Here is a 24897-nt window from a genome sequence, read left to right on the forward strand (position 1 = left end):
CCGTCGTAGAGCCTCCTCCATCGGTATCCCGCCCTCGATTTCCCGCCCCCCACTCCCCCCACATGTCCATCCCCCCACACACGGCTCGCTCCCCACGAGTCCCCCCACTCCTTGCCGAACCCCTGGAAGCCCACGTCCGCACCAGCCACGGACCATCACCGCCGACAGAGAACGACGGCCGGGGCAAGACCGCCGCCCCGGCCCCCTCCACACCCAGCACGGACTGAGCACGGCCACGCACCCCTACCCCCTCAGGGAGAGCCATGTTCAACCGCCGCAAGATCACACCCAGACGCGCCCGGCACAGAGTCGTCGCCCTCCTTGCCGTACTCCTCCTCCCGCTGGCCACCCTGACCGGCCTGGCCTCCCCGGCCCAGGCGGCAGGCAGCCTCACCGCGAGCTTCACCACGCAGAACCACGGTTCCTGGTGGCGCGGTTCGCTCGTCATCCGCAACAGCGCGCCCACCCCCGTCACCGGCTGGACCCTGGCCTTCGACCTCCCACCGGGGACCACGCTCGGCGGCCACTACCACGGCGACGCGACCGTCAGCGGCAACCGGGTGACGGTCAAGAACGCCTACTACAACGCCACCGTCCCGGCCAACGGCACCACCGAACCGTGGAGTTACTGGTTCCTGGCCACGGGTCCCGTCTTCACCCCGACCAACTGCACGGTCAACGGGGACAAGTGCGACGGCACCCCGGACGTACCGCCCGGTCTGCCGGGCCAACCCCAGGCGACGACGGTGACCGCACGGACCATTTCGCTGAGTTGGGCGCCGGTGCCCGCGGGCGACTACCCGGTCGCCTCGTACGACGTGCTCAACGGCAGCACCGTGGTCGCCACGACCGCCGGCCTCAACGCCACCGTGCGCGGGCTGACCCCCGCGACCGAGTACACCTTCTCCGTCCGGGCCAAGGACAGCCGCGGCAACACGAGTCCACTCGGGCCACCCCTGACCGTACGGACCGTGGACCCGGCGAGCGATCCGACTCCGCCGACCGCGCCCGGCAACCTCCGCTCCACCGGCAAGACCGCATCCACCGTGGCCCTGGCCTGGAACGCGTCGACCGACAATGTGGCCGTGGCCGCGTACGACGTGTTCCGGGGAACGACCCTCGTCGCCACGGTGGCCACGACCTCGACGACCGTGACCGGCCTGTCCCCGGCGACCGCTTACACCTTCACCGTCAAGGCGAGGGACACGGCGGACAACTCGTCGGCCGCCTCCAACGCCCTCTCCGTCAGCACGGACGACGTGGCCGGCCCCGGCAACTACTACAAGGTCGGCTACTTCATCCAATGGGGGCTCTACGGCCGCCAGTACTTCATCAAGAACCTCGACACCTCGGGGGCCGCGGCCAAACTCGACGTCATCAACTATGCGTTCGAGAACGTGGACCCGGTGAACCTCACCTGCCAGGCGGGCGTCACCAAGGGCATCTCCGGCAACCCCCAGGACCCGAACGAGGGCACCGGCGCGGGTGACGCGGACGCGGACTACGGCCGTCCCATCTCCGCCGCACAGTCCGTCGACGGCGTCGCCGACGACGGCTGGGGCAAGCTCCGCGGCAACTTCAACCAGATCAAGAAGCTCAAGGCCAAGCATCCGCACCTGAAGTTCGTGGTGTCGCTCGGCGGCTGGACCTTCTCCAAGTACTTCGCCGACGCGGCCGCCACCCCGGCCTCGCGGGAGAAGTTCGTCAAGTCCTGCATCGACGTGTGGATCAAGGGCAATCTGCCCGTCTACAACGGCGCGGGTGGACCCGGGACCGGCGCCGGTGTCTTCGACGGCATCGACATCGACTGGGAGTGGCCCGGCTCCGAAGGCCACGCGGGCAACCACTGGGGTCCGGCCGACAAGAACAACCTGACGGCGCTGCTCGCCGAGTTCCGTACGCAGTTGGACGCGCTCGGCGGCGAGCACAAACTGCTGACCGCCTTCACCCCCGCCGATCCCGCGAAGATCGAGGCCGGCTGGGACATCTCTAAGATCTTCGACTATCTGGACTTCGCCAACGTCCAGGGGTACGACTTCCACGGCGCGGGCAGCGACAACTCCTGGGAGCCCCTGCGCGCCGGGCACCAGGCGAACCTCCGTCGGGATGCACAGGACCCATACACGTTCGACTTCAGCGTGGAGAAGGCGATCCAGACCTATCTCGACGCCGGAGTCCACCCAAGGAAGTTGACGATCGGCTTCCCGTTCTACGGGAGAGGTTGGAAGGAGGTCGCCAGTGGTCCCGCCGGCACCAACGGCGAGTGGCAGACGGCGAACGGCGCAGCGCCCGGGCAGTTCCCCGAGGAAGCGGGCACCAGGGGCTATCACAACCTGATCACCAGCTTCCCGAACATGACCGTCTACCACGACGAACAGTCCGTCTCCACGTACGGCTACACCGGCAACGGCGGGCAGTGGTGGAGCTTCGACGACGCCTGGTCCATCGGCAAGAAGGCCGAGTGGGTCAGATCGAAGGGGCTGCTCGGGGCGATGGTGTGGGAGATGTCCGGTGACACACCGAACGGCACGTTGATGAATGCCCTGCACACGGGGCTGCCCTAGCCCGGGCAGCACCTGAGCAGGTGAGCACGTGAGCGGTTGAACCGGTGTGGGGGCGGCGAGCGGGTGGCCGTCCCCACACCCATGGCCCCACGCACATGGCCTCACACCCATGGCCCCACGCCAATGGTCCGGGCGTGCCCTCACACCGCTGGCCCCGCGGGCGAACGCGCGCGATCCGTATGTCGGCGGAGCATTCCCGATTCAGTTCGTACAGCGCCCTCCGGTGTTCCGGCACTTCTTCACGTACTCGGTGAAGCGTTCCTCGTCGAAAGTGCGCACGTCGAGAGTGCGCACGTCGAGTTCGATTCGCCGCACCCATTGATGGGTCACGCATTGCCTCCGCCTCGCCTTGAATGATCACCCCCATCCTCCCGTTCCGCGGAACGGGAGGATGGGGAAGTCCCCCGACGGGTCCGGTTGAATCGAGGACCAAAAGACGCAGGGGGAGAAGTCCGCTCATATGGGTGGAGTAGATGGGGACAAGCACGGCAGACGGGTGCAGGCCCGCTATCTCTCAGTTCATGACCCATCGCATTGGACGTGTCCTGGCCATCCTGACCCTGGCCGTCATCCCCGTCGTTCCCGGAATTCCCGTCCTCTCCGGTATTCCGGGCCTTCCCGCAATCCCGGCAGTGGCACCCCAACCCGCCTTTGCCGCAGCCGCAGAGGTGGCACAGCTCGAAGACGCCATCTCGATCATTCCGACGGAGGACGAGAACCGAACCGGATATCGCCCCAGTTCCTTCAAGCACTGGAACAAGGGCAGGGATATCGCGGACGGTTGTGCCGCTCGGGAGGAGGTGCTGATCGCCGAGGCAGTCGAGGCCCCGGAGGTCGGTGCCGGCTGCAAGCTGACGGGAGGTCGCTGGGTCTCGTACTACGACGAGCAGTCGGTGACCAAGCTGGCCAGCCTGGAGGTGGACCATGTGGTTCCGCTCGCGGAGGCTTGGGGTTCGGGTGCCTCCGGCTGGACCGCGGCCCGCCGGGAGGCGTTCGCCAATGACCAGGGCGCTCCTGGATCATTGGCCGCGGTCACCGTCCGTAGCAAGCGCGAGAAGGCGGATCAGGACCTCACCGGCTGGCTCCCGGCCGCTCCCTCCCAGCAGTGTCGATACATCGGGGACTGGGTGGCCACCAAGCTCCGCTGGGGGCTGACGACCGACAAGGCTGAGCTCGAAGTGCTGAAACTGTTCGCGGACGGGCCGTGCGAGACCATCGTCATCTACTACACACGCGTGCCGGAGTAACTCACATGGGGGAATGATCTGCTGAATGACGCCGGGGCCGTGACCATCCGGTCGGTTTGGTGGATACACCGTTCGTCGCGTAGACAACGAACAGGTGGACGAAATAGACATGAGGGTCAAACTATCTTTTACGGTGCTGGGTGCGGCTGTCCTGGCATCGGCACTTCCGGCAACCGCAGCAATGGCTGACGAGACCAACATCAACTCCCACAACGGCCCCCGGATCTCGGTCATCCAGATCGGACAGATCGATGACCCGATGGAAGACGTGCTGGAACACGCCACGATCTTCGGTACGAACGATGTCCTCGACACCACACACGTCCTCGACACCGCGCACGTCCTCGGCTGAGGCGCAGCGCTCGACTGTCACACTCCGTATCCGCGCCGGCGAGCAGGGTTGCTCCGCCGGCGCGGGTGCGTCCACCCGGGCCGCAGTCGGTCCCGGAGCCGGTCCCGAAGGTGCACCCGGGTGGCGGTCCCGGCTGGTGAGGGGTCCTTCGCCGTACCACGGCCACAGGGGGCCCAAGGGGGCGCCGAGGGGTGGATCGGCGCTCTGAGGGCGCCCGGGGGCGCCCCCGGTTCACTGGCGGGCTCGCCGTGGTCGGGTGATCATCGAGCTATGAGTCCCGACAGCCCCACCATTCACCTCGCCCAGCAGCCCGAGGCCGATGAGCTGCTGGCGCGCAGCCCGCTGGCCGCGCTCGTGGGGATGCTGCTCGACCAGCAGGTCCCCATGGAATGGGCGTTTTCCGGCCCGTACACGATCGCCACCCGGCTGGGCGGCGATGACCTCGATGCGGCCGAGATCGCCGCGTACGACCCCGAGGCGTTCGCCGAACTGCTGAAGCAGAAGCCCGCCGTCCACCGCTACCCGGGCAGCATGGCCAAGCGGGTACAGGTGCTCTGTCAACACCTCGTGGACGAGTACGGCGGTGAGGCGAGCGCGGTGTGGCAGGGCGTGGAGAGCGGCGACGAACTCCTCTCCCGGCTGAAGGCGTTGCCCGGTTTCGGAGAGCAGAAGGCCAAGATCTTCCTGGCCCTCCTGGGCAAGCAGTACGGAGTTCAACCGCCCGGCTGGCGCAAAGCTGCCGGCACATATGGCGAAAAGAACTCCTTTCGCTCGGCTGCGGATATTACGGGACCGGAATCGCTGGCCAAGGTGCGCGCCCACAAACAGGAAATGAAGCAGGCCGCGAAAGAGGCGAAATCCGCCAAGGGTGGCTGACATTGGGTGTTTTTACGGCTGCCGCCGCAGATCATCTGATGGCAATGAGATGAAATTGGGCGTGAGTTGGGGCACAAGCATTCCCAGATCCCCCAGGTTGTCGCTAGCTTCCCTTCGACCCAGTCCATTCCGGGAAGGAACTCTGTGAAGGCATCCCGTCGCAGAGCCGTGGCCACCCTGGCCGCCGCCACACTCGCGACCCCGCTCCTGCTGGCATCTGCCTCCCCCTCTGCCGCCCAGCGCCAGGACCCGGGCGGGCAGGCGGCGCAGAAGGCCGCGAAGCTGGCAAAGAAGCTGGTGGCCAAATCGGACGTCGATGACGCCCATGACCACCTGGAGAAATTCCAGAAGATAGCCGACACGACCGGCGGCCACCGGGCCGCGGGCACGCTCGGTTACGACGCTTCCGCGGCGTACGTCTACCAACAGCTGAAGAAGTTCGGTGGGTACGACGTCCGGTACGAGTCGTTCGACTTCATGTACACCGAAACGCTCGCCGAGAAGCTCTCGGTGGTCACGCCCACTCCGCGTGACATAGCCATCAAGGCCATGACGTACACCAAGTCCACCGCGGTGGGCGGCGTCAAGGCCGATCTGGCGGCCGTTCCGGCCGACGCGACCACCGGTTGCGAGGCCACCGACTACGCGTCCGGGACCTTCACCGGCAAGATCGCGCTGATCAAGCGCGGCGGCTGCACCTTCGCCGAGAAGCAGGCGGCGGCAGCGGCGGCCGGTGCCACCGGGGCGATCATCTACAACAACACCGCAGGGGCGCTCGGCGGCACCCTCAGCGATCTGACCTCCGCCAAGATCCCCACGGGTGGGATCACCCAGGCCGAGGGCGAAAAGCTGGTCACCGACCTCGCTGCCGGGCCGGTGAACGTCTCCTTCGAGATCCGCCAGCTCCAGCAGAAGCGCACCACCAACAACGTCATCGCAGAGACCCGTTCCGGCAACGCGGCCAACACCGTGATGCTCGGCTCGCACCTCGACTCGGTGATCGAAGGCCCCGGCATCAACGACAACGGCTCCGGCTCCGCCGGTCTGCTGGAGGTCGCCGAACAGCTGGCCAAGGCGGAGAAGCGACCGACCAACAAGGTCCGTTTCGCCTGGTGGGGCGCCGAGGAGAGCGGACTGCTCGGCTCGAAGGCGTACGTCGCAGGCTTGAGCTCCCTCGGCAAGAAGGAGATCAAGCTCTATCTGAACTTCGACATGATCGCCTCGCCGAACTACGGGCTGTTCGTGTACGACGGCGACAACTCCGACGGTGTCGGCGCCGGTCCCGGACCCGAGGGTTCGGCGCAGCTGGAGCGTGACATCAACGAGTTCCTCGACAAGCGGAACACCCCGCACGAGGGCACGGACTTCAGCGGCCGTTCCGACTACGGTCCGTTCATCGAGGTCGGCATCCCCTCCGGTGGCACCTTCACCGGCGCGGAGGGCATCAAGTCCGCTGCTCAGGCAGCGAAGTTCGGTGGTACGGCGGGTGTCGCATACGACCCGAACTACCACGCCAAGGGCGATGACATCAACAACATCAGCCTGAAGGCGTTCAAGGTCAACATCGGCATCATCGCCAACGCGGTGGGCACCTACGCCCACGACCTGAGCTCCCTGAAGAAGCCGGTCGTCTCGGTCCCGACCGAGCCCGGCACGGGCAGCGGCGGCGGACTCCACGAGGGCCACGAGGAAGTCACCGAGTAGCCACACCTGCTGATACGTTCCGGCTCCGCCCGACGCATGATGTGCGCCGTGCGGAGCCGGAGTGCGTCCGGGCCCTCATCCACCGGGGCGCCACTGCGGGTGAGTGAGATCGAACCCCAGGCCGACCAGGGCGGCCGTCCGCAGACGTTCCCGTACGACCGGGAGCCACCGCGGGCAGGCGTACAGGGTCCTGCCGGGGCCGGAGTTGGCGTGCTCGACCGCTACGGCGATGGGGTTGCCGGTGTACTCGTCACACCATGCGCAGTGATGGTTCACTGTCTCTCCTCTGTTCTGACCTGGGCCCATAGGCTGGAGAGGTCGGTGGAGACACCGGAAGCCTCAGACAGTCTGCTGACGATGAGTGCGCCGGGGCCGTGTGCCTGCCGTATCGGCAGGGGATGGAATCCCGTGGCGCTGATGCGGATACGCAGATCCGCCGTCGAGATGGTCATTTCGATGACGTGCGGGCGTAGGTCGATGCCGCTGCCGAGGACCGCGACGAAGAGTTCCGTGGCGATGAGCGGCGCGTCCTCATGGGTGAGACGACTGCGGGTCCAGTCTCGGACGCTGCGTGCCTCTACCGGCAGGCCCTTGAACGCCTGACGCCAGGTGTGACCGGACACGGGCATGACTACACCCCGGATTCGCTGACTATCTGAGTACGGATAGCTGTTATCTGTACACAGATTGTCGCCAGAGTTGGCGCAGGTCAAGTGGAGCGAGAGAGTATGTGTACACAGATTGACGAGTACGGTGAGAGCGGTGGTGTTCTGGTGGCACAGCCTGAGTACTTGCGGATCGCCGCTGACCTGCGACGCCGCATCTCCTCCGGTGAGTTCGGACCAGGTGACCGGCTTCCCACGCTGCCTGCTCTCTGCCAGGAGTACCGAGTCTCCGAGACCACGATCCGCAACGCCCTCGGCCTACTCCGGAACGAGGGATTGATCGAAACCAGGGCGCGGGCGGGGACTCTGGTGAGGCCGAGACCACCTGTGCATCGCATGGCCGCGGATCGGTATCGGACCGTCGCGGGCGCCAAGTCCACCCCGTACACCAGAGACCAAGGCATCGGCTGGTCCGAGTACAGAATGGACAAGCGCTTCGAGAAGGTGCAGGCGGACGCAGAGCTTGCGGCACTCTTCGAGTGCGAGCCGGGTGAACGATTGCTGGCCAGGCACTTCGTGTTCTACGACAACGACCAGCCAACTCAGATGAGTACGAGCTACGTCCGGTGGTCGGATGTGGCCGGCACTCCGGTCGCAGACCCGATCAACGAGCCGTGGCCGGGTGGCACGCGCGCTCAGATGGCCAGCCTCGGCATCAACGTCACGCGCATCACGGAGTCGTTTATCGCAGCTATGCCGACCGAGGCCGAAGCGAGCACTCTGCGCGTCGGGTCAGGGGTTCCGGTGATCCGATACACGCGACGGCACATTGCCGACACGGGACGAATCGTTGAGGTCGCTCACCCCATCGTGCGCCGTGGCGACACCACGGTCGTCGACTTCGTCATCGACCTGGACGACTGATCCGATAAGGACGGGTGCGCCCTATTCCTGGGCGCCCCCTCAGCGCCGGCGGCGTGATGTTCCGAACAGGGAGCGGGTGATCTCGCGTCCCAGTTGGGTTCCCACCGAGCGGGCCAGTGAGCGGAACACCCCGCTGCCCACCACCTGTTCCACCAATGAGTCCTCGCCCCGTGGAGACCCTTGCGGGGCTTCCTTCCCGGTGTCCTCCGGTGGGGCCTTCCCGTCTGTTGCGGGGGTTGGTGCCGCCCCGGTCGCGTCGGCGCTCAGCTTTTCGTACGCGGACTCCCGGTCGATCGCCTCCGCGTACCGCCCGTACAGCGGTGACGACTTCACGGCCGACTCCAGTGCTGCCGCGTCGATCGGTCCCATCAGGGACCGGGGTGCCCCCAGTCGGGTCGCCGCCACCGGGGTGGGGGCGCCCCGGTCGCTCAGTACCGTGATCACCGCCTCGCCCGTACCGAGCCCGGTGAGCACCTCCTCCAGGTCGTAAGGGGACTTGGGGAAGGTCCGTACGGTCGCCTTGAGGGCCTTCGCGTCCTCGGGGGTGAAGGCCCTCAGCGCGTGCTGCACCCGGTTGCCGAGTTGCGCGAGCACATCGGACGGCACGTCCTTGGGGGTCTGGGTCACCAGGAAGACCCCCACGCCCTTGGAGCGGATCAGCCGCACGGTCTGGGTGATGGACTCAAGGAACGCCTTGCTCGCCCCCGTGAACAGCAGATGTGCCTCGTCCAGGAAGAACACCAACTTGGGCTTGTCCGAATCCCCCACCTCGGGCAGGTCATGGAAGAGGTCCGCGAGGAGCCACATCAAAAAGGTCGAGAACAACTGCGGCTTCTCGCGTACGGCGGCGAGTTCCAGTACGGAGACGAGCCCCCGGCCGTCCGGTGCCGTGCGCAGCAACTCGGCCGTGTCGAACTCCGGCTCCCCGAAGAACTCGGCCGCACCCTGCTGCTCGAACGCCGTGAGCGATCGCAGGATCACCCCGGCGGTGGCCGTCGAGAGCCCGCCGATCGTCTTCAGTTCCGCCTTGCCCGCGTCCGACACCAGGAACGCGGCCACCGCCCGGAGGTCCTTGAGGTCCACCAACTCAAGGCCCTTGGTGTCGGCGTAGTGGAAGATCAGTCCCAGGGACTGTTCCTGCGTCTGGTTGAGCTGGAGCACCTTCGACAGCAGTACGGGTCCGAAGCTGGTGACCGTCGCCCGCAGCGGAATACCGGGTCCGATTCCGCCGAGTGCATAGAACTCCGCGGGGAAACCCTCAGCGGTCCAGGTCTGCCCGACCTGTTCGGCGCGCTCCCGCACCCGCTCGTCCGCCGCGCCGGGCGCCGAGATCCCCGAGACATCACCTTTGATGTCGGCGAGGAAGACGGGCACCCCGTTCGTCGACAACTGCTCGGCGAGGAGTTGGAGCGTCTTCGTCTTGCCCGTTCCGGTGGCCCCGGCGACCAGACCGTGGCGGTTGAGCATGGCGAGCGGAATACGAATGGGTGCTTCGGGCAAGCACTTTCCGTCCCACAGCAGGGCTCCCAGATCGAGCGCCGCACCGGCGAAGGCGTATCCCGAGGCGATGTTCTGCTCGGGTTGCGCCGTACTCTCGGCCATAAGGGACCCCTGATTCTCCGACCTTGGGCGTTTTGCCCAGGATCGCACTCGCCCGCGTTGGCTGCGCCCGGAGCCGCTTGCCCGGTAGGCTTTCCGTGTGATCTTCAAGCGCATCGGAAACGGCCGGCCTTACCCCGACCATGGCCGGGAAAGCACCCGGGCATGGGCGGATGTCGCGCCGCGCCCGGTCCGCCTCGATCAGCTCGTCACCACCAAGGGACAGCTGGATCTCGAAACGCTGCTCGCCGAGGACTCCACGTTCTACGGCGACCTCTTCGCGCACGTCGTGAAGTGGCAGGGCGACCTCTATCTGGAGGACGGCCTGCACCGCGCCGTGCGGGCGGCCCTCCAGCAGCGGCAGGTCCTGCACGCCAGGGTGCTTGAGCTGAGCTGAACCGGTCCCGTCCTGACTGTCGTCAGGGACGCGCCCAACAGCCCGCAGATGACCCTTTCGGGGTTTTTCGGAGGCCGTACGGACGCAAACGGTTGATCGTTTTGTAGGCTTGGGCGCCGGGTCGCACTACGCTGCGCCCATGAGCATGCTGACTCCTCCCGGCATGGGTGGAAAGTACCGCATTACGGGCGATAGGTATCCCCGGATGCGACGCCCCCGCAATCGCCGCCGGATCGTGGTGGCGGCCGTGGCCGCCGTGGTCGCCCTCGGGCTGGGCGGCTGGGGAACGGTCCAGCTCATCGATGTGTTCACCGGTGACGGCGACACGACGACCACCGCCGGACGCAAGACGGACTGCAAGCCCGTTCCCGGAGCTTCGGCGCAGCCCGTGGTGACGCTCAAGCCGGCGCAGATCACGGTCAACGTCTACAACGCGACACCGCGGGGCGGTCTGGCCAAGTCGGCGGCCGACGAGTTGAAGGCGCGGGGCTTCACGATCGGCAAGGTCGGCAACGCGACGGCGGCGTACGACAAGAAGGTGCCGAGCGCGGGTCTGCTGTTGGGCTCCCCCACCGCGGTCAAGGGTTCGTTCCAGATCCTCGGCACCCAGGTGAAGGGCACCACGAGCAAGACGGACACCCGCAGGACGGCCGACGTGGATCTGATCCTCGGTACGGCGTTCACCGCGCTCGCACCGAAGCCGGCGGCGGATGCCGCACTGGCCGCGCTGGCCAAGCCCGCCCCCGTACCGTCCGGGAAGTGTTGACGGGACCTGGGGGGCCGGGCGTTCCGACCCCGGGCCTCGTCGGAGACGACCGTGCCCCGGAACCGGTGGGAGCCGGGGCCGGGGCACGCTTCGTGTTCGAGCCGTTGTGTTGTGTCGTGGTGCCTTCGCTGTGCCTTCGCTGAGCTGGGGCTAGTCGGCCGTTCCGTACATGCGGTCCCCCGCGTCGCCGAGGCCGGGCACGATGTAGCCCTGCTCGTTGAGCCGCTCGTCCACCGAGGCCGTCACCACGGTCACCGGAGCGCCCGCGAGCTCGCGCTCCATCACCTCGACGCCTTCGGGCGCCGCCAGCAGCACGACGGCCGTCACATCGTCGGCGCCGCGCTTGATCAGCTCCTTGATCGCCGCGACGAGCGTGCCGCCGGTCGCCAGCATGGGATCGAGGACGTAGACCTGGCGGCCGGAGAGGTCCTCGGGCATCCGGGTGGCGTACGTCGACGCCTCCAGCGTCTCTTCGTTGCGGATCATGCCGAGGAAACCCACCTCGGCGGTCGGCAGGAGCCGCACCATGCCGTCGAGCATCCCGAGGCCGGCCCGCAGGATCGGCACCACCAGCGGGCGGGGGTGCGAGAGCTTCACGCCCGTCGTACTCGTCACCGGGGTCTCGATGTCCACCTGTTCGGTGCGCACGTCCCGCGTGGCCTCGTAGGCGAGCAGGGTGACCAGCTCGTCGGCGAGCCGCCGGAAGGTCGGGGAATCGGTGCGCCGATCGCGCAGCGTGGTGAGTTTGTGCGCCACCAGCGGGTGGTCGACGACGTGAATCCGCATGTTCCCCACAGTAGCCCGGTTCGCATCAAGGAAGGTTCGAGAGGGAAGGTGGAGGCAGACGTCCAGCCCAGGGGTGGTGTGGCCGATGCCGGAACCGGAGAATCCGGAGCGGGAGCGCGAGTGGCGCCTGAAGGAAGGAACGGAGGGCAGGGAAGGCGAAGAGCCCAGGAAACACGAGGGTGAGAGCGAGAGCGACGCGGAGCGTCGAAGGCGGCGGTCCCAGTTTCTGCGCGAACTCAACGAGGCGAAGGCGCTGCGTGACCGTGTGCAGCCCCGACGGGCCCGGGCCGCGCGGATGCGCCAGCAGATGCGTATGCGAACGTTTCGGTGGTAGATCGCCCTCGGTCCTGCCCCGAAACCGCCCCCTGCCCGTGACGGGCGGATCTGCGTCCGCTGCGATCCGTCACCACCGGCCCCGCGGTCTTCGCCGTCCACGGACAGGCCGCTGTGCTTCGGCAGGAGCGCGCAACGGTGGAGCGGTGTCTGTCGACGCGCGGGCCATGTGACCGTTCCTCCCTTTGCCCCATCGGGCGCATCCGCTCATGGGGTGACGTATGCCCCGGACGTCCTTCCCCGACAGGGGCCCGCGGTCGTGCCCGGTCGTCGGATGGCCGTCCCTCGGCGGGGAGGGTTCCCCGTGCGCCCACGAACGCTTCCCGGTGGTGATCGCCCCGGTCGGGGTGCACTTCAACGGCCGATTCTCGCCTCGGTCCGTGCTGCGGCAAGCGCTCTGGGCAGTCCCGGAAACCCCTTGCGACACACCGGTGAACACGCTCTCAACGATGTCCCCGGCACTTCCGCGAAAAGGCCCAGTTGAGAACTGGTGGCCGACGCAACGACCGAAGACCTCTCGCAGAGCTCAGGTTTCTGCCACGATTCCGAGTGGGTGGGGCACGAACCGACGCCCTGCCCAATCGTCACACCTCTGATCAGTGGGAGAGTCACGGTGTACTTCGCCGCACTGCTCGCGCGCACTCAAGACGGGTGGGAAGCGAGCGACACAGAGCTCGACGATGTGGAGACCCTGTCCGATTTGGCCGATCTGGCCCGCGAGGCATCGGTGGACGAGGAGACGGTTCTCCTCTTCATCGAGCAGGAGGACGCCTGGTTCGGCGTCGTCCGGGTGGAGGGCGAGGACGATCCTCGTATCTTCATCTCGGACGCGGCGGCTGCGGCTCGCTCCTCCTACGGAGAGATCCTCACCAACGAACTTCTCGGCAGGGACGAGGACGACCCTGCCGACGACCTCGACGCACTCGACCTCGACGGTACCGAGGACGGGGAGCCCGACGACCACGATGGCGCCCGCACTGCCGCGGAGCCTTCGGTGACGGGGGACGCGGTGCCGCCCGGGCCCGTGGGCGATCGGGACATCCTGTCGGACCTCGGCCTCTCGGATAAGGAGCTGCTGGCGCTGGAGACGGACGTACTGCCGGAGATTGCGGACGCCCTGGGCGTCGCCGATGTGCTGGAGACCGTCCGGTAGTGACGGGAACGGCATCTGGAGGGGACCCCATGCGGGGTCCGTGGGAGGCGTCGATGCGCCTCGCCCTGGCAGAGGCCGAGCGGGCGGCGCTGGCCGGCGACGTGCCGGTCGGCGCCGTCGTGCTCGACCCGGGCGGCGCGCTCCTCGCAGTAGGGCACAACGAACGTGAGCTGACGGGTGATCCGACCGCCCATGCCGAGGTGGTGGCGATCCGCCGCGCGGCCGGGCAACTGGGTGGTTGGCGCCTGACGGACTGCACCCTGGTCGTCACCCTGGAGCCGTGCACGATGTGCGCGGGTGCGATCGTGCAGTCCCGGGTGCACCGGGTGGTCTACGGGGCGGTGGACGAGAAGGCGGGAGCGGCCGGTTCGCTCTGGGACGTCCTACGGGACCGTCGGCTCAACCACCGGCCCGAGGTGATCAGCGGAGTGTTGGCCGATGAGTGTGCCCGGCAGTTGACGTCCTTCTTCCGCGAACGCTGAGCCGGGCCTCCGGGCCACTGCTGTGGTGCTGCGCTGCGAGGCTCGATCGCCGTCGACCCCGAAGTGGAGCGCCGGCGGCCGGTTGCGGTCGCGGCGCGGTCCCGATCGGGAAGGTGGGTCGGGTGATGGGCTGCCGGAGGGGTGCGTCGGAGGGTGCGTCGGAGAGGGGCCGGAGTGCTTCCCGGCCCGCTTCGGATATGGATTTCAGAGCACGGGCCACTTTGGGCTAAGCTCTCTCCCGGTAGCGTGTCCGAGCGGCCGAAGGAGCTCGCCTCGAAAGCGAGTGTGGCGTAACCCGTCACCGAGGGTTCAAATCCCTCCGCTACCGCTTCTCACACCCCTCCGAACTGCGGAAACGTAGATCGGAGGGGTGTTTTGCGTGCGGCTGGGCCGATGCCGTCGCGGACTGTTCGGCGGGGGAGGCGAACATGCAGGAGCCCCGGCGCGGGTGAGGTCGGGCCGGGGCTCCTGCACGGATGGGTCGGGGGGAGCAGCATCGGGGGATACCGCTCCCCCCGGCGTGGGATGCCGGCTCCACTAGCCCGGTGCCGCGGAACGGGGGAAACACGCGGCGGTGGGCCCCGCAGCGTGGGGCCGGTCCCTGGCCCGCCGGATTCCTGCCAGATCCAAGCGGGCTCATCTCCATGGTGCTCCGTCGCCCGGCGCCAAGGTGTCGGCAAAGGGCCTCGATCGCAGGGCCCTTGGTCCATAAAGCCTCGGTTAGACTTCCGCGACTCTCCACGATCATCAGGTGATCGGAGAGCCACAGAGGGCCGCAGGGGCCACAGAGGTCCGTCGGGGAGACAGGGGCTGATGGTGCAGGCGAAGAAGGTTGCTCTCTATATCGTGGTCGTCTTCGTGCTCTACACGATCATCACGTCCCCGGACAAGGCCGCCGAGCTGGTACGGATATGGTTCGAAGGCATATCGGACGCAGCGAAGGGCGTCGGCGAGTTCATGACCCAACTGGTCAACTAGGCCCGCTGCTGTCCTTTCGGACACACGAGGAGTGCCCCCTTGATCCGCCACCTGGTCCTCTTCAAGCTCAATGAGGGCGTCCAGCGCGATGAGCCGCGCGTGGTCGCCGGCGCGGAAGCCTTCCGGAAGCTGGGCGGGATCATTCCCGAGCTGGAGTCCTGGGAGTGCGCCTGGAACATCACCGACCGGCCGATCGCCTATGACTTCGCGATCAACTCCGCCGTGGTCGACGCCGATGCGCTGAAGCGCTACATCGAACACCCCGATCACCAGGCCGCTGCCGCGCAGTGGCGCGAGTTCGCCACGTGGGTGATCGCGGACTACGAGTTCTGAGTCCGGGGCTGCCGCTGTCCGTCCGCGGCGACCGCCCCCATGATCCGTCCGCCCGTCCTCTGTCTGTCGGGCGCCTGTCTGCCGGTCGTCCGGCTGTCTGTCGTCCGTCCGTCTGTCGTGGGGCTGGCGGATGACCCATCGAGGCCCTCATTTGGCCCCTCGCCTCTCCGGGTGAGGGGTTTTTGAGGTTTAAATCCCAACTTGCCTTCAACACGTCGATATCTGGTGCTTGCACACAGTGGACATGTCTTGTGATGCTATGACCGCTTTTGACGGATGAGTTGACCGTGGTTGACCGCAAAGGGGTGGCGTAACGTGCCGGCCAGTACCGCACCTCAGGCGCTGCCCCAGAACGAGCGTCCCGACGATTCCCCGGCGTGGGTCCGTACCCCGGAGTCGGGGGCGAGCGGCCCGCTGCCCGGACCGACCCCGGACCCCCGCCCGAGTGCCATCGCCGCACGGGGAGCGGCAACGGCCGAACCCGGAGCGGCTGCGGAGGCGATCGCCCCCGCTGATGGGCTCCTGTTGATCGAGACCGAGGACGACGCCCCTCGTACGCGGGGGCAGAGCAGAGGAGCGGACACCCGGGCGCTCACCCAGGTCCTCTTCGGCGAACTGAAGGGCCTTGAGATCGGAACTCCCGAGCACTCACGGGTGCGCGGAGCCCTGATCGAGGCCAATCTTCCCCTCGTTCGGTACGCGGCGGCCCGGTTCCGCAGCCGCAACGAGCCCATGGAGGACGTGATCCAGGTCGGCACGATCGGTCTGATCAATGCGATCGACCGCTTCGACCCCGATCGAGGAGTCCAATTTCCTACGTTTGCGATGCCCACGGTCGTGGGCGAGATCAAGCGGTACTTCCGAGACAACGTGCGTACGGTCCATGTGCCGCGTCGGCTCCATGAGCTATGGGTCCAGGTGAACGGCGCGACCGAAGACCTCACCACCCTGCACGGACGTATCCCGACGACCGCTGAGATCGCGGAGCGGTTGAAGATCGGTGAGGACGAGGTGCTCGCCTGTATCGAGGCCGGGCGTTCGTACCACGCGACCTCCTTGGAGGCTGCTCAGGAGGGCGACGGGCTGCCGGGGCTGCTGGATCGTCTCGGCTATGAGGACCCGGCGTTGGCCGGCGTCGAACACCGTGACCTCGTGCGCCATCTGCTGGTGCAACTGCCTGAGAGGGAGCAGCGGATCCTGATGCTCCGTTACTACAGCAATCTGACGCAGTCCCAGATCAGCCAGGAACTGGGTGTCTCCCAGATGCATGTGTCAAGGCTGCTGGCCCGCAGCTTCGCCCGGTTGCGATCCGCAAATAGGATCGAGGCTTAGCTGTAACGGGTAGAACCCATTCAGGCAACTTTCAGCCAAACCGGAATGCGCATACCCCTTGCTTCCTGCGGGGATTCATCAAACTCGTATCGACAAATCGCTTCGACGCGTTGCCGACATGTGACATTCTGCGGGAGACGCGTTTGCCGCAGCCTCGCCGCCGGTATCTCAGGTGCAGGCTGCGTTCCTCCGTTGGTCGCGGCCACCGCGACCGTCCGCGACCTCAAGGGGGTGGCATGTCCGCAGAACAGGGCAGCTCGAAGGTGCTTACGCTCACCAAGAGCGCTCCCGCACCTGTCACGCCTGACAGCTCGGAAGTCATCGACACTCGTACTCTCTCCCGCTCCTTGTTCCTCCGCCTGCGGGCGCTGGACAACGAAGGGACGAGCGAGAGCCCCGAGCGCACCTATGTGCGTGACACGCTCATCGAGCTGAACCTCCCACTCGTTCGGTACGCGGCGGCCCGGTTCCGCAGCCGCAACGAACCGATGGAGGACATCGTCCAGGTCGGCACGATCGGCCTGATCAAGGCGATCGACCGCTTCGACTGCGAACGGGGCGTGGAATTCCCCACGTTCGCGATGCCGACGGTCGTGGGCGAGATCAAGCGCTTCTTCCGAGACACGTCATGGTCGGTGCGGGTGCCGCGCCGACTCCAGGAGCTGCGGCTCGCGCTCACCAAAGCCAGCGACGAACTGGCGCAGCGCCTCGACCGCTCTCCGACCGTGCCCGAACTCGCCGCCGTACTGGGCGTGTCGGAGGAGGACGTCGTCGACGGCCTCGCCGTGGGCAACGCCTACACCGCATCCTCGCTGGACTCACCCTCCCCCGAGGACGACGGCAACGAAGGCTCCCTCGCGGACCGCCTCGGGTACGAGGACACCGCGCTGGAAGGCGTGGAGTACCGCGAGTCCCTCAAGCCGCTGCTCGCCAAACTCCCCCCGAGGGAGCGGCAGATCATCATGCTGCGCTTCTTCGCGAACATGACGCAGTCGCAGATCGGCGAGGAGGTCGGCATCTCCCAGATGCACGTCTCCCGGCTGCTGACGCGCACGCTCGCACAGCTGAGGGAAGGTCTGATCTCCGACTGACGACGGTGTGGAGGTCTGCACTCCGGCGGTCGATGGGCGCCCGCTGGTCGGCAGACCTCACGAAGCGTGTCGTCGGGGCACCCGATCGGGCAATCCGGGTGCCGGCCGGTCAATCCGGTGTGACGCCCCTCGGCTCCCCTCGGCTTTGCACCCCCACGCGCTGTGTATGGGAGGGCAGCAGCGCGGACCGCGTGTTGACCGCCGTACCGCTCAACACACCCATGAGAGCGAAGACTTGGTGTTTGGCGGCTCGACCGGCGGCTCGACCGGCGGGGATCGCTGACCAGGCTCCGTTGTTGCGGGAGCGGCTGCCGGTCCGTCGGCTGCTGTGTGCGCGCCGGCCAAGCCATCGCCCGTTACTTGAGCGCCAGCCAAGCCACTTCTGCTACTTGAGCGCCAGCCAAGCCACCGCGGCCAGCAGGACGACTCCGCCCGCCACTCCGAGGATCAAGCCGAGCTTGGGTCCTGAGCGGGGGGCCGCCGCCCGCCGGCGGCTGCCCTGCGGCGCGGCCTCGTCGACGAACGCGCGGAACATCTGAGTGCTGCCCGCGGGGTCGTGGTTGCCCTCGGGGCCCTGGCCTTGGGGAGCGTGCGGGTTGTGTGCCATGGGCCACGACCCTAGCGAATGTCGTCTTTCGCGCCCAACCCCGGGTGCGCCGCCGGTCCGGGCGGACGGGGCAACGGTTTTTGACTTCCTTTACTCCCGCACACGGATTTTCGTTTGCCTGCGGCAACCAACCACTTATATGGTTGCCCTAAGCAATAAATCTTTGGGAGGGCTGGGCGCCGTGGCCTCAGACATTCAGTACGCCGAGCTGGCGCGTCAGATCAGCGCCATCGGCGCACTCCGGCGAGGGCTCGCCCGGACGCTGCCGGTCGAGTGCCCTTCGGGCTCGGCCGCCGTGCTCTCCCTGCTGCACCGCCACGGCTCGATGCGCATCAGCGCCCTGGCCGATCTGCTCGCCGTGGACATCTCCGTCACCAGCAGACATGTCGCTCATGCGGCGGACTGCGGTTGGGTCGAACGCCTGCCGGACCCCGGTGATCGAAGGTCGCGCATCCTGCGCCTCACGCCCGACGGCCAGGCGATGATCGGCGAGCTCGCGCGACGGACGACCGACATGTTCGCCCGGACGCTCCACGACTGGTCCGACGACGACCTCGGCCAACTCAACGCCCTCCTCGCCCGGTTGCAGAACTCCTTCGGCGACGGCCGTTCGCTCCCGTACCCGCGCGACACCGCCGTGCCCCGCGCATCGACCCGGTGACCGCCGGCAGTTCCGGCCGATCGGCCGCCTCCCCCCGCACCCCAGTGACAGAGCAGAAGCAGAGGACACCCATGGCCACGACCGCACCGCCCGGTGTACGAGGAGGTCACAGCTCGTACGACACACCACCGATGACCCACCGCCAGATCGTGGAGGCGCTCTCCGGGCTGCTGCTCGGCATGTTCGTCGCCATCCTGTCGTCGACGGTCGTCACTAATGCGCTGCCGCAGATCATCGGCGACCTCGGCGGCGGCCAGAGTGCGTACACCTGGGTCGTGACGGCGACGCTGCTCTCCATGACGGCGACGACTCCGCTCTGGGGCAAGCTCGCCGATCTCTTCAGCAAGAAGCTGCTGGTCCAGATATCCCTGCTGATCTACTCGGCGGGTTCGATCCTGGCCGGCCTCGCACAGAACCCCGAGTCGCTGATCGCCGCACGGGTGGTCCAGGGCGTGGGGGTCGGGGGCCTGTCCGCCCTGGCGCAGATCGTGATGGCGGCGATGATCTCCCCCCGCGAGAGGGGTCGATACAGCGGCTATCTGGGGGCGACGTTCGCACTGGCGACGGTCGGCGGTCCGCTGCTCGGCGGAGTGATCACGGATACGGAGTGGCTCGGCTGGCGCTGGTGCTTCTTTGTGGGTGTGCCGTTCGCGCTGCTCGCGATGTTCGTCCTACAGAAGACGCTGAGTCTGCCGGTGGTGAAGCGGAAGGTGAAGATCGACTGGACGGGGGCGTTCCTGGTCAGCTCGGCGGTGTCGCTCCTCCTGGTCTGGGTGACCTTCGCCGGGGACCGGTACGCGTGGGCGTCCTGGCAGACCGCGGCCATGGTCGGAGGTGCGGTGGCCCTGGGGGCGGCCTTCGTCTTCGTCGAGTCCCGGGCGAGTGAGCCGATCATGCCCCTGCGGCTCTTCAAGGACCGGACGATCGCTCTCGCCTCGCTCGCCTCCCTCTTCGTGGGCGTCTCGATGTTCAGCGCGACGGTGTTCTTCAGTCAGTACTTCCAACTGGCCCGGGGCGCGTCCCCCACGATGTCGGGCGTGATGACCTTCCCGATGATCGGCGGGCTGTTCATCTCCTCCACCGTCTCCGGCCGGCTGATCACCAGGACGGGCCGGTGGAAGTCATGGCTGGTGGCGGGGGGCGCGCTGATCACCGCTGGACTGACGCTGCTCGGCACGATGCGTTACGACACCGACTACTGGATCGTCGCGCTCTCCATGGCCGTGCTCGGCCTCGGCCTCGGCATGGTGATGCAGAACCTGGTGCTGTGCGCCCAGAACCAGGTGAGCATGTCCGATCTGGGGTCGGTGTCCTCAGCGGTGACCTTCTTCCGTTCGCTGGGCGGGGCGCTCGGGGTCTCGGCGCTCGGCGCGATCCTCGGCAGCCGGGTCACCCACCATGTGGAGACCGGGGTTGCGGAGTTGGGGCCGCGTGGCGCGGCGCTGGGCGACAGCGGCACGGCCGGCGGTGGCATCCCCGACCTCGCGGCGGTGCCCGAGCCGATGCGGACCGTGTTGGAAGCGGCGTACGGGCACGGCGTGGCGGACGTGTTCCTGTACTCGGCGCCCTTCGCACTGGTGGCGCTGGTGCTGACGGTCTTCATCAAGGAGGTCGCGCTGCGGAACCACTCGATGCCGAAGGTCGCACCGCGGGAGTCCTGAGATCGGATCATGCGGGCCGCGCGTTTCTGACGTCGAGGCCGGGGCGGCCCGTCCTCGGACGTTCCGCCCCGGTGCTTTCCGACTCCGATCAGTCGCCGGCCCTACCCCCGGGCCCGGTGGCTTCCGGTCGGGCGCCCTCCCGCGCCACCATCGCCTCGATCCCCGCCATCAGCAACTCCAGCGCACAGTCGAAGTCCTGGTCCCTCATCTGCGGAACCGTCTCGGCGCCGTGCGCCTCCATCACATCGGCCATGTTCTCGAAGTTGCCCCTCAGACTCGGCTCCGCCTCGACGGTGGCCATCGCCTGCCGGACGAACTCGTCCTGGGTCATGCCCGCCGTCCTGCACCGCTGGATGAAGTGCCCCTCCACGGTGCCGAACCCGTACACGAACTGGAGTACGGCCGCGAGGGCGCCCCGCTGCCCCTGAGGGGGTAGCCCGGTGTTGTGCACGACCTGTTGGACGGACCGGGCGAACGCCATCGAGTGTGGCCCGATGTTCAGGAATGTACCGATCAACGAGGACGCCCAGGGGTGGCGCACCAGAGCCGCCCGATAGGTGGCGGCGAGTGCCCGCAACTGCTCCCGCCACTCTTGCGGTGGTGAGGCGTCGGGCACCCGTACGGTGGCGAACACCGAGTCGAGGGCCAGTTCCAGCAGGTCGTCCTTGGTGTCCACGTACCAGTAGACCGACATCGCCGTGACGTCCAACTCCGCTGCCAGCCGGCGCATCGAGAAGCGGGCGGCGCCTTCGGAGTCGAGGAGTCGGACCGTCGCTTCGACGATCTTGGCGCGGTCGAGCCCGGCGGGTTGGGCCTGCCTACGGCTGCGGTCACGTTTGTCGTCCAGCCACACACTGGACCGTGCGGGCCCCTTCGCACGGTCGGCAGCACTCACCATCGCGCCATCCTCCTCGGTCGTATCGGCGTGCCCCACGGTGGACCGGTGGTCCGACCGTGAGGCCGCGGCGTCCGGCCGGGCACGCTTCCCGGCGGTGGACTATGTGGCTTTCTGTAGTGAGTCTGCCCGTTCCGCTCGGCGGAGCAGCAGGGCGGCCAGCAGTCCACCCGCCAGTACGGCGGCTGCTCCGACCAACTGGCTCGTCTCCAGGCCCGAGGCGAAGGCGGCCGATATCTGTTCCCGTTCGTCTGCGCTGTCCGCCGCGGCGAGTGCCGCCGGCAGGGAGGTGGCCCCGACGAGAGCGGGGACGAGCGCGGCGAACCGGGAGTTGAGGACCGCCCCGAGGACGGCGACGCCCAGACCGTTGCCGAACTCCGCGAGGGTGCCGTTGATCCCCGCCCCGACACCGGCCTTCTCAGGGGGAATCGCACTCATGATCGCGTTGGCCATCGCGGGCATCGAGAGTGCCACGCCCGAGCCCATGACGATCAGGCCGAGCATCATGCCGCCGTAGCCGTTGTTGCCGAGCAGTGCGACCGCGGCGAGACCCGACGACACCAGGGTCATGCCGATGGCGATCGTCGCGGGGGTGCCGATGCGGGCCACCAGCCGTGCCCCCACGCCGGTGAGGTTGAGCGCGACGACGGAGAGCGCGAAGGGCGCCGTGCGCAGGCCCGCGTCCAAGGGGCCGTACCCCAGGACGAACTGGAGGTGCTGGGTGAGGAGGAAGAGGGAGCCGCCCATGCCGAACGCGACGAGGATCGAGCCGGCGATGGCGCCGATGAAGCGCTGGTTGCGGAAGAAGTGCATGTCGAGCATGGGGTGCGGGATCCGTAGTTCCCAGGTGACGAAGAGGCCGAGCACCAGTGCGCCCGTGCTGGCCGAGAGCACGACTTCGGTGGAGGTCCAGCCGTGTTCGGGTCCGGAGATGATCGCGTACACGAGGGTCGTCATACCGATGGTGGAGAGCAGGGCGCCGAGGAGGTCGGGGTGTTCGCCGCGGGGGTTCTTCGACTCGGGGACGAGGACGATGGCGGCGAAGAGGCCGAGTGCCACCACCGGAAGGTTGATCAGGAAGATCGCGCCCCACCAGAAGTGGTCGAGCATGACGCCGCCGATGAGCGGGCCGGTGGCGAAGCCGAGGGAGTTGACGGTCGCCCACAGGCCGATGGCCTTCACCCGCTCGGTCTCGTCGAAGATGGTGACGACGACCGCGAGGGTGGTGGTCATCAGCAGTGCGCCGCCGATGCCCATGCCGGCCCGTGCGGCGATCAGTTGGCCCGAGCTCTGGGCGAGGCCGGCGGCGAGCGAGCCGATCCCGAACAGTGCGAGCCCGCTGATCAGCATCTTCTTGCGGCCGTAGCGGTCGGCCGCATTGCCAGCGGTGAGCAGCAGTCCGGATTGGACCAGCGAGTAGGCGTTGATCATCCACTGGATGTCGGTGGCGGATGCGTCGAGTTCCCGGGTGAGGGAGGGGATGGCCACGCTCAGCACGGTGTTGTCGAGGAGGACGACGAGTTGGGCGAGGCAGATCACGCCGAGGATCAGCCAGCGTTGGGGGTGACGGCCGCTGATGGCCGGTTCGGATTCGGCGGTGGCCGTCATGCCAGCTCCCTGTGCGGTACACGAGTGTCTCGTACACCGTACAAGGAGCGTCATACGCTGTATAGGTCGGCCGGTGGCGCCTACTCCCCCGGCTTGATCAGATAGCCCGCACCCCGACGGGTGTGGATCATGGGGGAGTGCCCTGCATCGATCTTCTTGCGGAGGTAGGAGATGTAGAGCTCGACCACGTTCGCCTGACCGCCGAAGTCGTACGACCACACGCGGTCGAGGATCTGCGCCTTGCTCAGCACCCGCCGCGGATTGCGCATCAGATACCGCAACAGCTCGAACTCCGTGGCCGTCAGATGGATCGACCGGCCGCCACGGCTGACTTCATGGCTGTCCTCGTCCAGGAGGAGATCACCCACGCAGAGCAGGGACTCGGGGCGCGCAGTCGTGGTGCCCGACCGTCTGATCAGTCCGCGGAGCCTGGCCACCAGGTCCTCCAATGAGAAGGGCTTGGAGACGACGTCGTCACCGCCCGCCGTCAGACCCGCGATGCGTTCGGCGCCGGCGTTCTCCGTGGTGAGGAAGAGCACGGGCACATCGGGGAGTTCGCGGCGCAGTCGCCGCACGGTCGAGAGCCCGTTCAAATCGGGGAGCTGTGCGTCGAGGACGACGGCGTCCGGCTGGAACTCCCGTACCGAACGGATCGCGTCGTCGCCGTCGTCCGCACTGTGCACCTCCCACCCCTCGTACCGCAGGGCCATCGACAGGAGCTCGCTCAGTGCTGCCTCGTCGTCCACGATGAGCACGCGGACGGGGGTGCCGTCCGGCCTGAGCATCTCGGTACGTCTCCGGGGCGAAGTCGTGGTCATGCCGGTCAGTGTGTGAGCCCGCTCTGAGAACGCCCTTGCGCGAGTCTGTGATTTCTCTGAGAAACCCATCGGATCACCGCGGAGGCCGGGGCGGAGACGGCGGTACGCGCCGCTGTCTTCCGGGCCGCTGTTTTCCGGGCCGAACGGGCGGTGATCAGAAAAGCCCGTCCTGGAGCGGGTCGTCCGCTCCGCCCGTGGCGGCGTTCGTCGTGGGCACGGAGACCCCCGCCAGCGCATTGGCCCCGATCAGGGACCAGCCGGGCAGCAGCCGGGTATCGAGGACCACCGCACTGCCGCCGGCCGTCCGCAGATGGAGATCGGGCCCGGCCACCGCGGTCAGGGTGCCCGCCACGGCCCCGCCGTCGACGAGCTCGCGCACCGTCGTCGCCGCGGTGGGCAGTCCCCGAAGGGCGAACACCTCGCTGTGATCGACGATCTCGCACGCCAGTGGCTCCAGCGTCTCGTTCCACAGGCCGAGTTCGACGGCGCGTCGATGCAGTTCTTCGATCTCGGTCGCTCGCTCCCGGGGGGACTCGGGGAGCGAGGCGCGCACGGCGCGTTTGGCGGCGTACGGGATGCGATCGGGCACCCCGAACGCACCGCGCAACAGTTCCTCGGTCCGGCGGGCGGCCATCAAGGGGCCGCGCCCGAGCCAGCTGAAGACGATCGCGCCCTGTTCCAGCAGTCGGGCGCTTCCGCGCTCCTCGCCGGTGATGCCCACCTTCACCAGCCCGGGGCCGAACCAGGCGAGATAGACGCGGTAGGTCCTCGGGTCGTCGGCGAGGGTGTCGGCGGCCACCGAATGGGCTCGTTCCAGCCGGGCGCACTCGGCACAGCGCGCCTGGGTGAGGTGCCCGGCGACCACGGTGTGCAGTGGGCAGGGCGTGCCCCGTGCTCCGACGCACGAGCGGACGCCCTCGGCGCGGAAACCGATCGCCTTGCCGGGGACGAGCGGGCTCACCCGCCCGCCTTCCCAGCGCAGGACCGCCATCCGCGCACCCTGGGGCCAGCTGAGCCCGGTGCACCGCCACGCCATGAACACCTCCGGGTGTCCGCCGCCGAATCCAAGACGCGGAGATTACCGGACCCCGGTGACAACGGCTGCACCCCCACTGCCTCCGCCGC

Annotated in this window: 27 protein-coding genes and 1 tRNA gene; 18 read left to right on the top strand and 10 right to left on the bottom strand. The window is 67.7% G+C overall.

Annotation, left to right across the window (positions count from 1 at the left end):
* The first annotated feature begins 263 nt into the window (after positions 1-263).
* Complete coding sequence (locus ABZ348_RS10730) at positions 264-2564, top strand: glycosyl hydrolase family 18 protein (RefSeq protein WP_358931441.1); 2301 nt, start codon at positions 264-266, stop codon at positions 2562-2564.
* A 201-nt stretch (positions 2565-2765) separates the two neighbouring features.
* Here the strand turns inward: ABZ348_RS10730 and ABZ348_RS10735 are convergent, their stop codons facing one another.
* Positions 2766-2894 (bottom strand): hypothetical protein, encoded by a 129-nt coding sequence (locus tag ABZ348_RS10735; RefSeq protein ID WP_358931443.1) that lies wholly within the window; start codon positions 2892-2894, stop codon positions 2766-2768.
* A gap of 191 nt (positions 2895-3085) precedes the next feature.
* On the opposite strand from ABZ348_RS10735, the gene ABZ348_RS10740 reads away from it, so the two are divergent.
* From ABZ348_RS10740 to ABZ348_RS10755, 4 genes are all read left to right on the top strand, one after another.
* Complete coding sequence (locus tag ABZ348_RS10740; protein ID WP_358931445.1) at positions 3086-3811, top strand: HNH endonuclease family protein; 726 nt, start codon at positions 3086-3088, stop codon at positions 3809-3811.
* 181 nt (positions 3812-3992) lie between these two features.
* The gene (locus ABZ348_RS10745) at positions 3993-4163 is read left to right on the top strand and encodes a hypothetical protein (protein WP_358931447.1); all 171 of its coding nucleotides are present in this window, start codon (positions 3993-3995) and stop codon (positions 4161-4163) included.
* 270 nt (positions 4164-4433) lie between these two features.
* Positions 4434-5039, top strand: a complete 606-nt coding sequence (locus ABZ348_RS10750; RefSeq protein ID WP_358931449.1) for an HhH-GPD-type base excision DNA repair protein — start codon at positions 4434-4436, stop codon at positions 5037-5039.
* Positions 5040-5183: 144 nt separating this feature from the next.
* Positions 5184-6743 carry a M28 family metallopeptidase gene (locus ABZ348_RS10755; RefSeq protein ID WP_358931451.1) on the top strand — a complete coding sequence of 520 codons (1560 nt, stop codon included), beginning with the start codon at positions 5184-5186 and terminating at the stop codon, positions 6741-6743.
* Positions 6744-6818: 75 nt separating this feature from the next.
* Here ABZ348_RS10755 and ABZ348_RS10760 read toward each other — a convergent pair whose 3' ends face one another.
* Both ABZ348_RS10760 and ABZ348_RS10765 read right to left on the bottom strand, forming a co-directional pair.
* Positions 6819-7019 carry a hypothetical protein gene (locus tag ABZ348_RS10760; protein WP_358931453.1) on the bottom strand — a complete coding sequence of 67 codons (201 nt, stop codon included), beginning with the start codon at positions 7017-7019 and terminating at the stop codon, positions 6819-6821.
* A complete protein-coding gene (locus ABZ348_RS10765) occupies positions 7016-7372 on the bottom strand; it encodes a hypothetical protein (RefSeq protein WP_358931454.1) in 357 nt (118 codons plus the stop codon). Before ABZ348_RS10765 ends, ABZ348_RS10760 begins: the two co-directional genes overlap by 4 nt.
* A gap of 84 nt (positions 7373-7456) precedes the next feature.
* Here ABZ348_RS10765 and ABZ348_RS10770 point away from each other — a divergent pair, with 84 nt between their 5' ends.
* Positions 7457-8272, top strand: a complete 816-nt coding sequence (locus tag ABZ348_RS10770) for a GntR family transcriptional regulator (protein ID WP_358931456.1) — start codon at positions 7457-7459, stop codon at positions 8270-8272.
* A 39-nt stretch (positions 8273-8311) separates the two neighbouring features.
* Here ABZ348_RS10770 and ABZ348_RS10775 read toward each other — a convergent pair whose 3' ends face one another.
* On the bottom strand, positions 8312-9874 hold the full coding sequence (locus tag ABZ348_RS10775; protein ID WP_358931458.1) for a helicase HerA-like domain-containing protein: 1563 nt from the start codon (positions 9872-9874) through the stop codon (positions 8312-8314).
* Between the two features lie 97 nt (positions 9875-9971).
* On the opposite strand from ABZ348_RS10775, the gene ABZ348_RS10780 reads away from it, so the two are divergent.
* Together ABZ348_RS10780 and ABZ348_RS10785 are read left to right on the top strand one after the other, a co-directional pair.
* Positions 9972-10268: a type II toxin-antitoxin system VapB family antitoxin gene (locus ABZ348_RS10780; protein WP_358931460.1), complete on the top strand. Its 297-nt coding sequence runs from the start codon at positions 9972-9974 to the stop codon at positions 10266-10268.
* 139 nt (positions 10269-10407) lie between these two features.
* Positions 10408-11034: a LytR C-terminal domain-containing protein gene (locus ABZ348_RS10785; RefSeq protein ID WP_358931462.1), complete on the top strand. Its 627-nt coding sequence runs from the start codon at positions 10408-10410 to the stop codon at positions 11032-11034.
* A gap of 150 nt (positions 11035-11184) precedes the next feature.
* On the opposite strand, the gene upp is transcribed toward ABZ348_RS10785, so the two are convergent.
* On the bottom strand, positions 11185-11820 hold the full coding sequence (upp, locus tag ABZ348_RS10790; protein ID WP_358931464.1) for a uracil phosphoribosyltransferase: 636 nt from the start codon (positions 11818-11820) through the stop codon (positions 11185-11187).
* A gap of 73 nt (positions 11821-11893) precedes the next feature.
* Here upp and ABZ348_RS10795 point away from each other — a divergent pair, with 73 nt between their 5' ends.
* The 8 genes from ABZ348_RS10795 (at position 11894) to ABZ348_RS10830 (ending at position 17522) form a co-directional block, all read left to right on the top strand.
* Complete coding sequence (locus ABZ348_RS10795) at positions 11894-12154, top strand: hypothetical protein (RefSeq protein ID WP_358931466.1); 261 nt, start codon at positions 11894-11896, stop codon at positions 12152-12154.
* Positions 12155-12766: 612 nt separating this feature from the next.
* Entirely contained in the window at positions 12767-13306 is a 540-nt protein-coding gene (locus tag ABZ348_RS10800; RefSeq protein ID WP_358931468.1) for a hypothetical protein, read from the top strand.
* Between the two features lie 29 nt (positions 13307-13335).
* Positions 13336-13788: a tRNA adenosine(34) deaminase TadA gene (gene tadA, locus ABZ348_RS10805; protein WP_358931469.1), complete on the top strand. Its 453-nt coding sequence runs from the start codon at positions 13336-13338 to the stop codon at positions 13786-13788.
* A gap of 240 nt (positions 13789-14028) precedes the next feature.
* Positions 14029-14116, top strand: a tRNA-Ser gene (locus tag ABZ348_RS10810).
* A 485-nt stretch (positions 14117-14601) separates the two neighbouring features.
* Positions 14602-14766, top strand: a complete 165-nt coding sequence (locus ABZ348_RS10815) for a hypothetical protein (RefSeq protein WP_358931471.1) — start codon at positions 14602-14604, stop codon at positions 14764-14766.
* 39 nt (positions 14767-14805) lie between these two features.
* On the top strand, positions 14806-15099 hold the full coding sequence (locus ABZ348_RS10820) for a Dabb family protein (protein WP_358931473.1): 294 nt from the start codon (positions 14806-14808) through the stop codon (positions 15097-15099).
* Positions 15100-15621: 522 nt separating this feature from the next.
* Positions 15622-16431 (top strand): RNA polymerase sigma factor SigF, encoded by an 810-nt coding sequence (locus ABZ348_RS10825; RefSeq protein WP_358931637.1) that lies wholly within the window; start codon positions 15622-15624, stop codon positions 16429-16431.
* Positions 16432-16667: 236 nt separating this feature from the next.
* Positions 16668-17522 carry an RNA polymerase sigma factor SigF gene (locus ABZ348_RS10830; RefSeq protein ID WP_329021048.1) on the top strand — a complete coding sequence of 285 codons (855 nt, stop codon included), beginning with the start codon at positions 16668-16670 and terminating at the stop codon, positions 17520-17522.
* 385 nt (positions 17523-17907) lie between these two features.
* Here the strand turns inward: ABZ348_RS10830 and ABZ348_RS10835 are convergent, their stop codons facing one another.
* A complete protein-coding gene (locus ABZ348_RS10835) occupies positions 17908-18129 on the bottom strand; it encodes a hypothetical protein (RefSeq protein ID WP_358931475.1) in 222 nt (73 codons plus the stop codon).
* Positions 18130-18310: 181 nt separating this feature from the next.
* On the opposite strand from ABZ348_RS10835, the gene ABZ348_RS10840 reads away from it, so the two are divergent.
* Positions 18311-18790, top strand: a complete 480-nt coding sequence (locus tag ABZ348_RS10840) for a MarR family winged helix-turn-helix transcriptional regulator (protein WP_358931477.1) — start codon at positions 18311-18313, stop codon at positions 18788-18790.
* 71 nt (positions 18791-18861) lie between these two features.
* On the top strand, positions 18862-20451 hold the full coding sequence (locus tag ABZ348_RS10845) for an MDR family MFS transporter (protein WP_358931479.1): 1590 nt from the start codon (positions 18862-18864) through the stop codon (positions 20449-20451).
* Between the two features lie 88 nt (positions 20452-20539).
* On the opposite strand, the gene ABZ348_RS10850 is transcribed toward ABZ348_RS10845, so the two are convergent.
* The 4 genes from ABZ348_RS10850 to ABZ348_RS10865 form a co-directional block, all read right to left on the bottom strand.
* Positions 20540-21349, bottom strand: coding sequence for a TetR/AcrR family transcriptional regulator (locus ABZ348_RS10850; protein WP_358931481.1), 810 nt, complete (start codon positions 21347-21349; stop codon positions 20540-20542).
* Positions 21350-21448: 99 nt separating this feature from the next.
* Positions 21449-22954 carry an MFS transporter gene (locus tag ABZ348_RS10855; protein WP_358931483.1) on the bottom strand — a complete coding sequence of 502 codons (1506 nt, stop codon included), beginning with the start codon at positions 22952-22954 and terminating at the stop codon, positions 21449-21451.
* Between the two features lie 80 nt (positions 22955-23034).
* Positions 23035-23772: a response regulator transcription factor gene (locus tag ABZ348_RS10860; RefSeq protein WP_358931485.1), complete on the bottom strand. Its 738-nt coding sequence runs from the start codon at positions 23770-23772 to the stop codon at positions 23035-23037.
* A gap of 154 nt (positions 23773-23926) precedes the next feature.
* The gene (locus ABZ348_RS10865) at positions 23927-24808 is read right to left on the bottom strand and encodes a DUF2797 domain-containing protein (RefSeq protein ID WP_358931487.1); all 882 of its coding nucleotides are present in this window, start codon (positions 24806-24808) and stop codon (positions 23927-23929) included.
* Positions 24809-24897: the final 89 nt, after the last annotated feature.

This window comes from Streptomyces sp. NPDC005963 (assembly GCF_040638655.1).
Classification (GTDB): Bacteria; Actinomycetota; Actinomycetes; order Streptomycetales; family Streptomycetaceae; genus Streptomyces.

Coding starts and splice junctions, on each gene's coding strand:
- ABZ348_RS10835 (WP_358931475.1), bottom strand. CDS start 18,129: ATGGCACACAACCCGCACGCTCCCCAAGGCCAGGGCCCCGAGGGCAAC.
- ABZ348_RS10855 (WP_358931483.1), bottom strand. CDS start 22,954: ATGACGGCCACCGCCGAATCCGAACCGGCCATCAGCGGCCGTCACCCC.
- ABZ348_RS10860 (WP_358931485.1), bottom strand. CDS start 23,772: ATGACCACGACTTCGCCCCGGAGACGTACCGAGATGCTCAGGCCGGAC.
- ABZ348_RS10865 (WP_358931487.1), bottom strand. CDS start 24,808: ATGGCGTGGCGGTGCACCGGGCTCAGCTGGCCCCAGGGTGCGCGGATG.
- ABZ348_RS10785 (WP_358931462.1), top strand. CDS start 10,408: ATGAGCATGCTGACTCCTCCCGGCATGGGTGGAAAGTACCGCATTACG.
- ABZ348_RS10845 (WP_358931479.1), top strand. CDS start 18,862: ATGGCCACGACCGCACCGCCCGGTGTACGAGGAGGTCACAGCTCGTAC.
- ABZ348_RS10765 (WP_358931454.1), bottom strand. CDS start 7,372: ATGCCCGTGTCCGGTCACACCTGGCGTCAGGCGTTCAAGGGCCTGCCG.
- ABZ348_RS10830 (WP_329021048.1), top strand. CDS start 16,668: ATGTCCGCAGAACAGGGCAGCTCGAAGGTGCTTACGCTCACCAAGAGC.
- tadA (WP_358931469.1), top strand. CDS start 13,336: ATGCGGGGTCCGTGGGAGGCGTCGATGCGCCTCGCCCTGGCAGAGGCC.
- ABZ348_RS10740 (WP_358931445.1), top strand. CDS start 3,086: ATGACCCATCGCATTGGACGTGTCCTGGCCATCCTGACCCTGGCCGTC.
- ABZ348_RS10745 (WP_358931447.1), top strand. CDS start 3,993: ATGGCTGACGAGACCAACATCAACTCCCACAACGGCCCCCGGATCTCG.
- ABZ348_RS10730 (WP_358931441.1), top strand. CDS start 264: ATGTTCAACCGCCGCAAGATCACACCCAGACGCGCCCGGCACAGAGTC.
- ABZ348_RS10815 (WP_358931471.1), top strand. CDS start 14,602: ATGGTGCAGGCGAAGAAGGTTGCTCTCTATATCGTGGTCGTCTTCGTG.
- ABZ348_RS10850 (WP_358931481.1), bottom strand. CDS start 21,349: ATGGTGAGTGCTGCCGACCGTGCGAAGGGGCCCGCACGGTCCAGTGTG.
- ABZ348_RS10750 (WP_358931449.1), top strand. CDS start 4,434: ATGAGTCCCGACAGCCCCACCATTCACCTCGCCCAGCAGCCCGAGGCC.
- upp (WP_358931464.1), bottom strand. CDS start 11,820: ATGCGGATTCACGTCGTCGACCACCCGCTGGTGGCGCACAAACTCACC.
- ABZ348_RS10775 (WP_358931458.1), bottom strand. CDS start 9,874: ATGGCCGAGAGTACGGCGCAACCCGAGCAGAACATCGCCTCGGGATAC.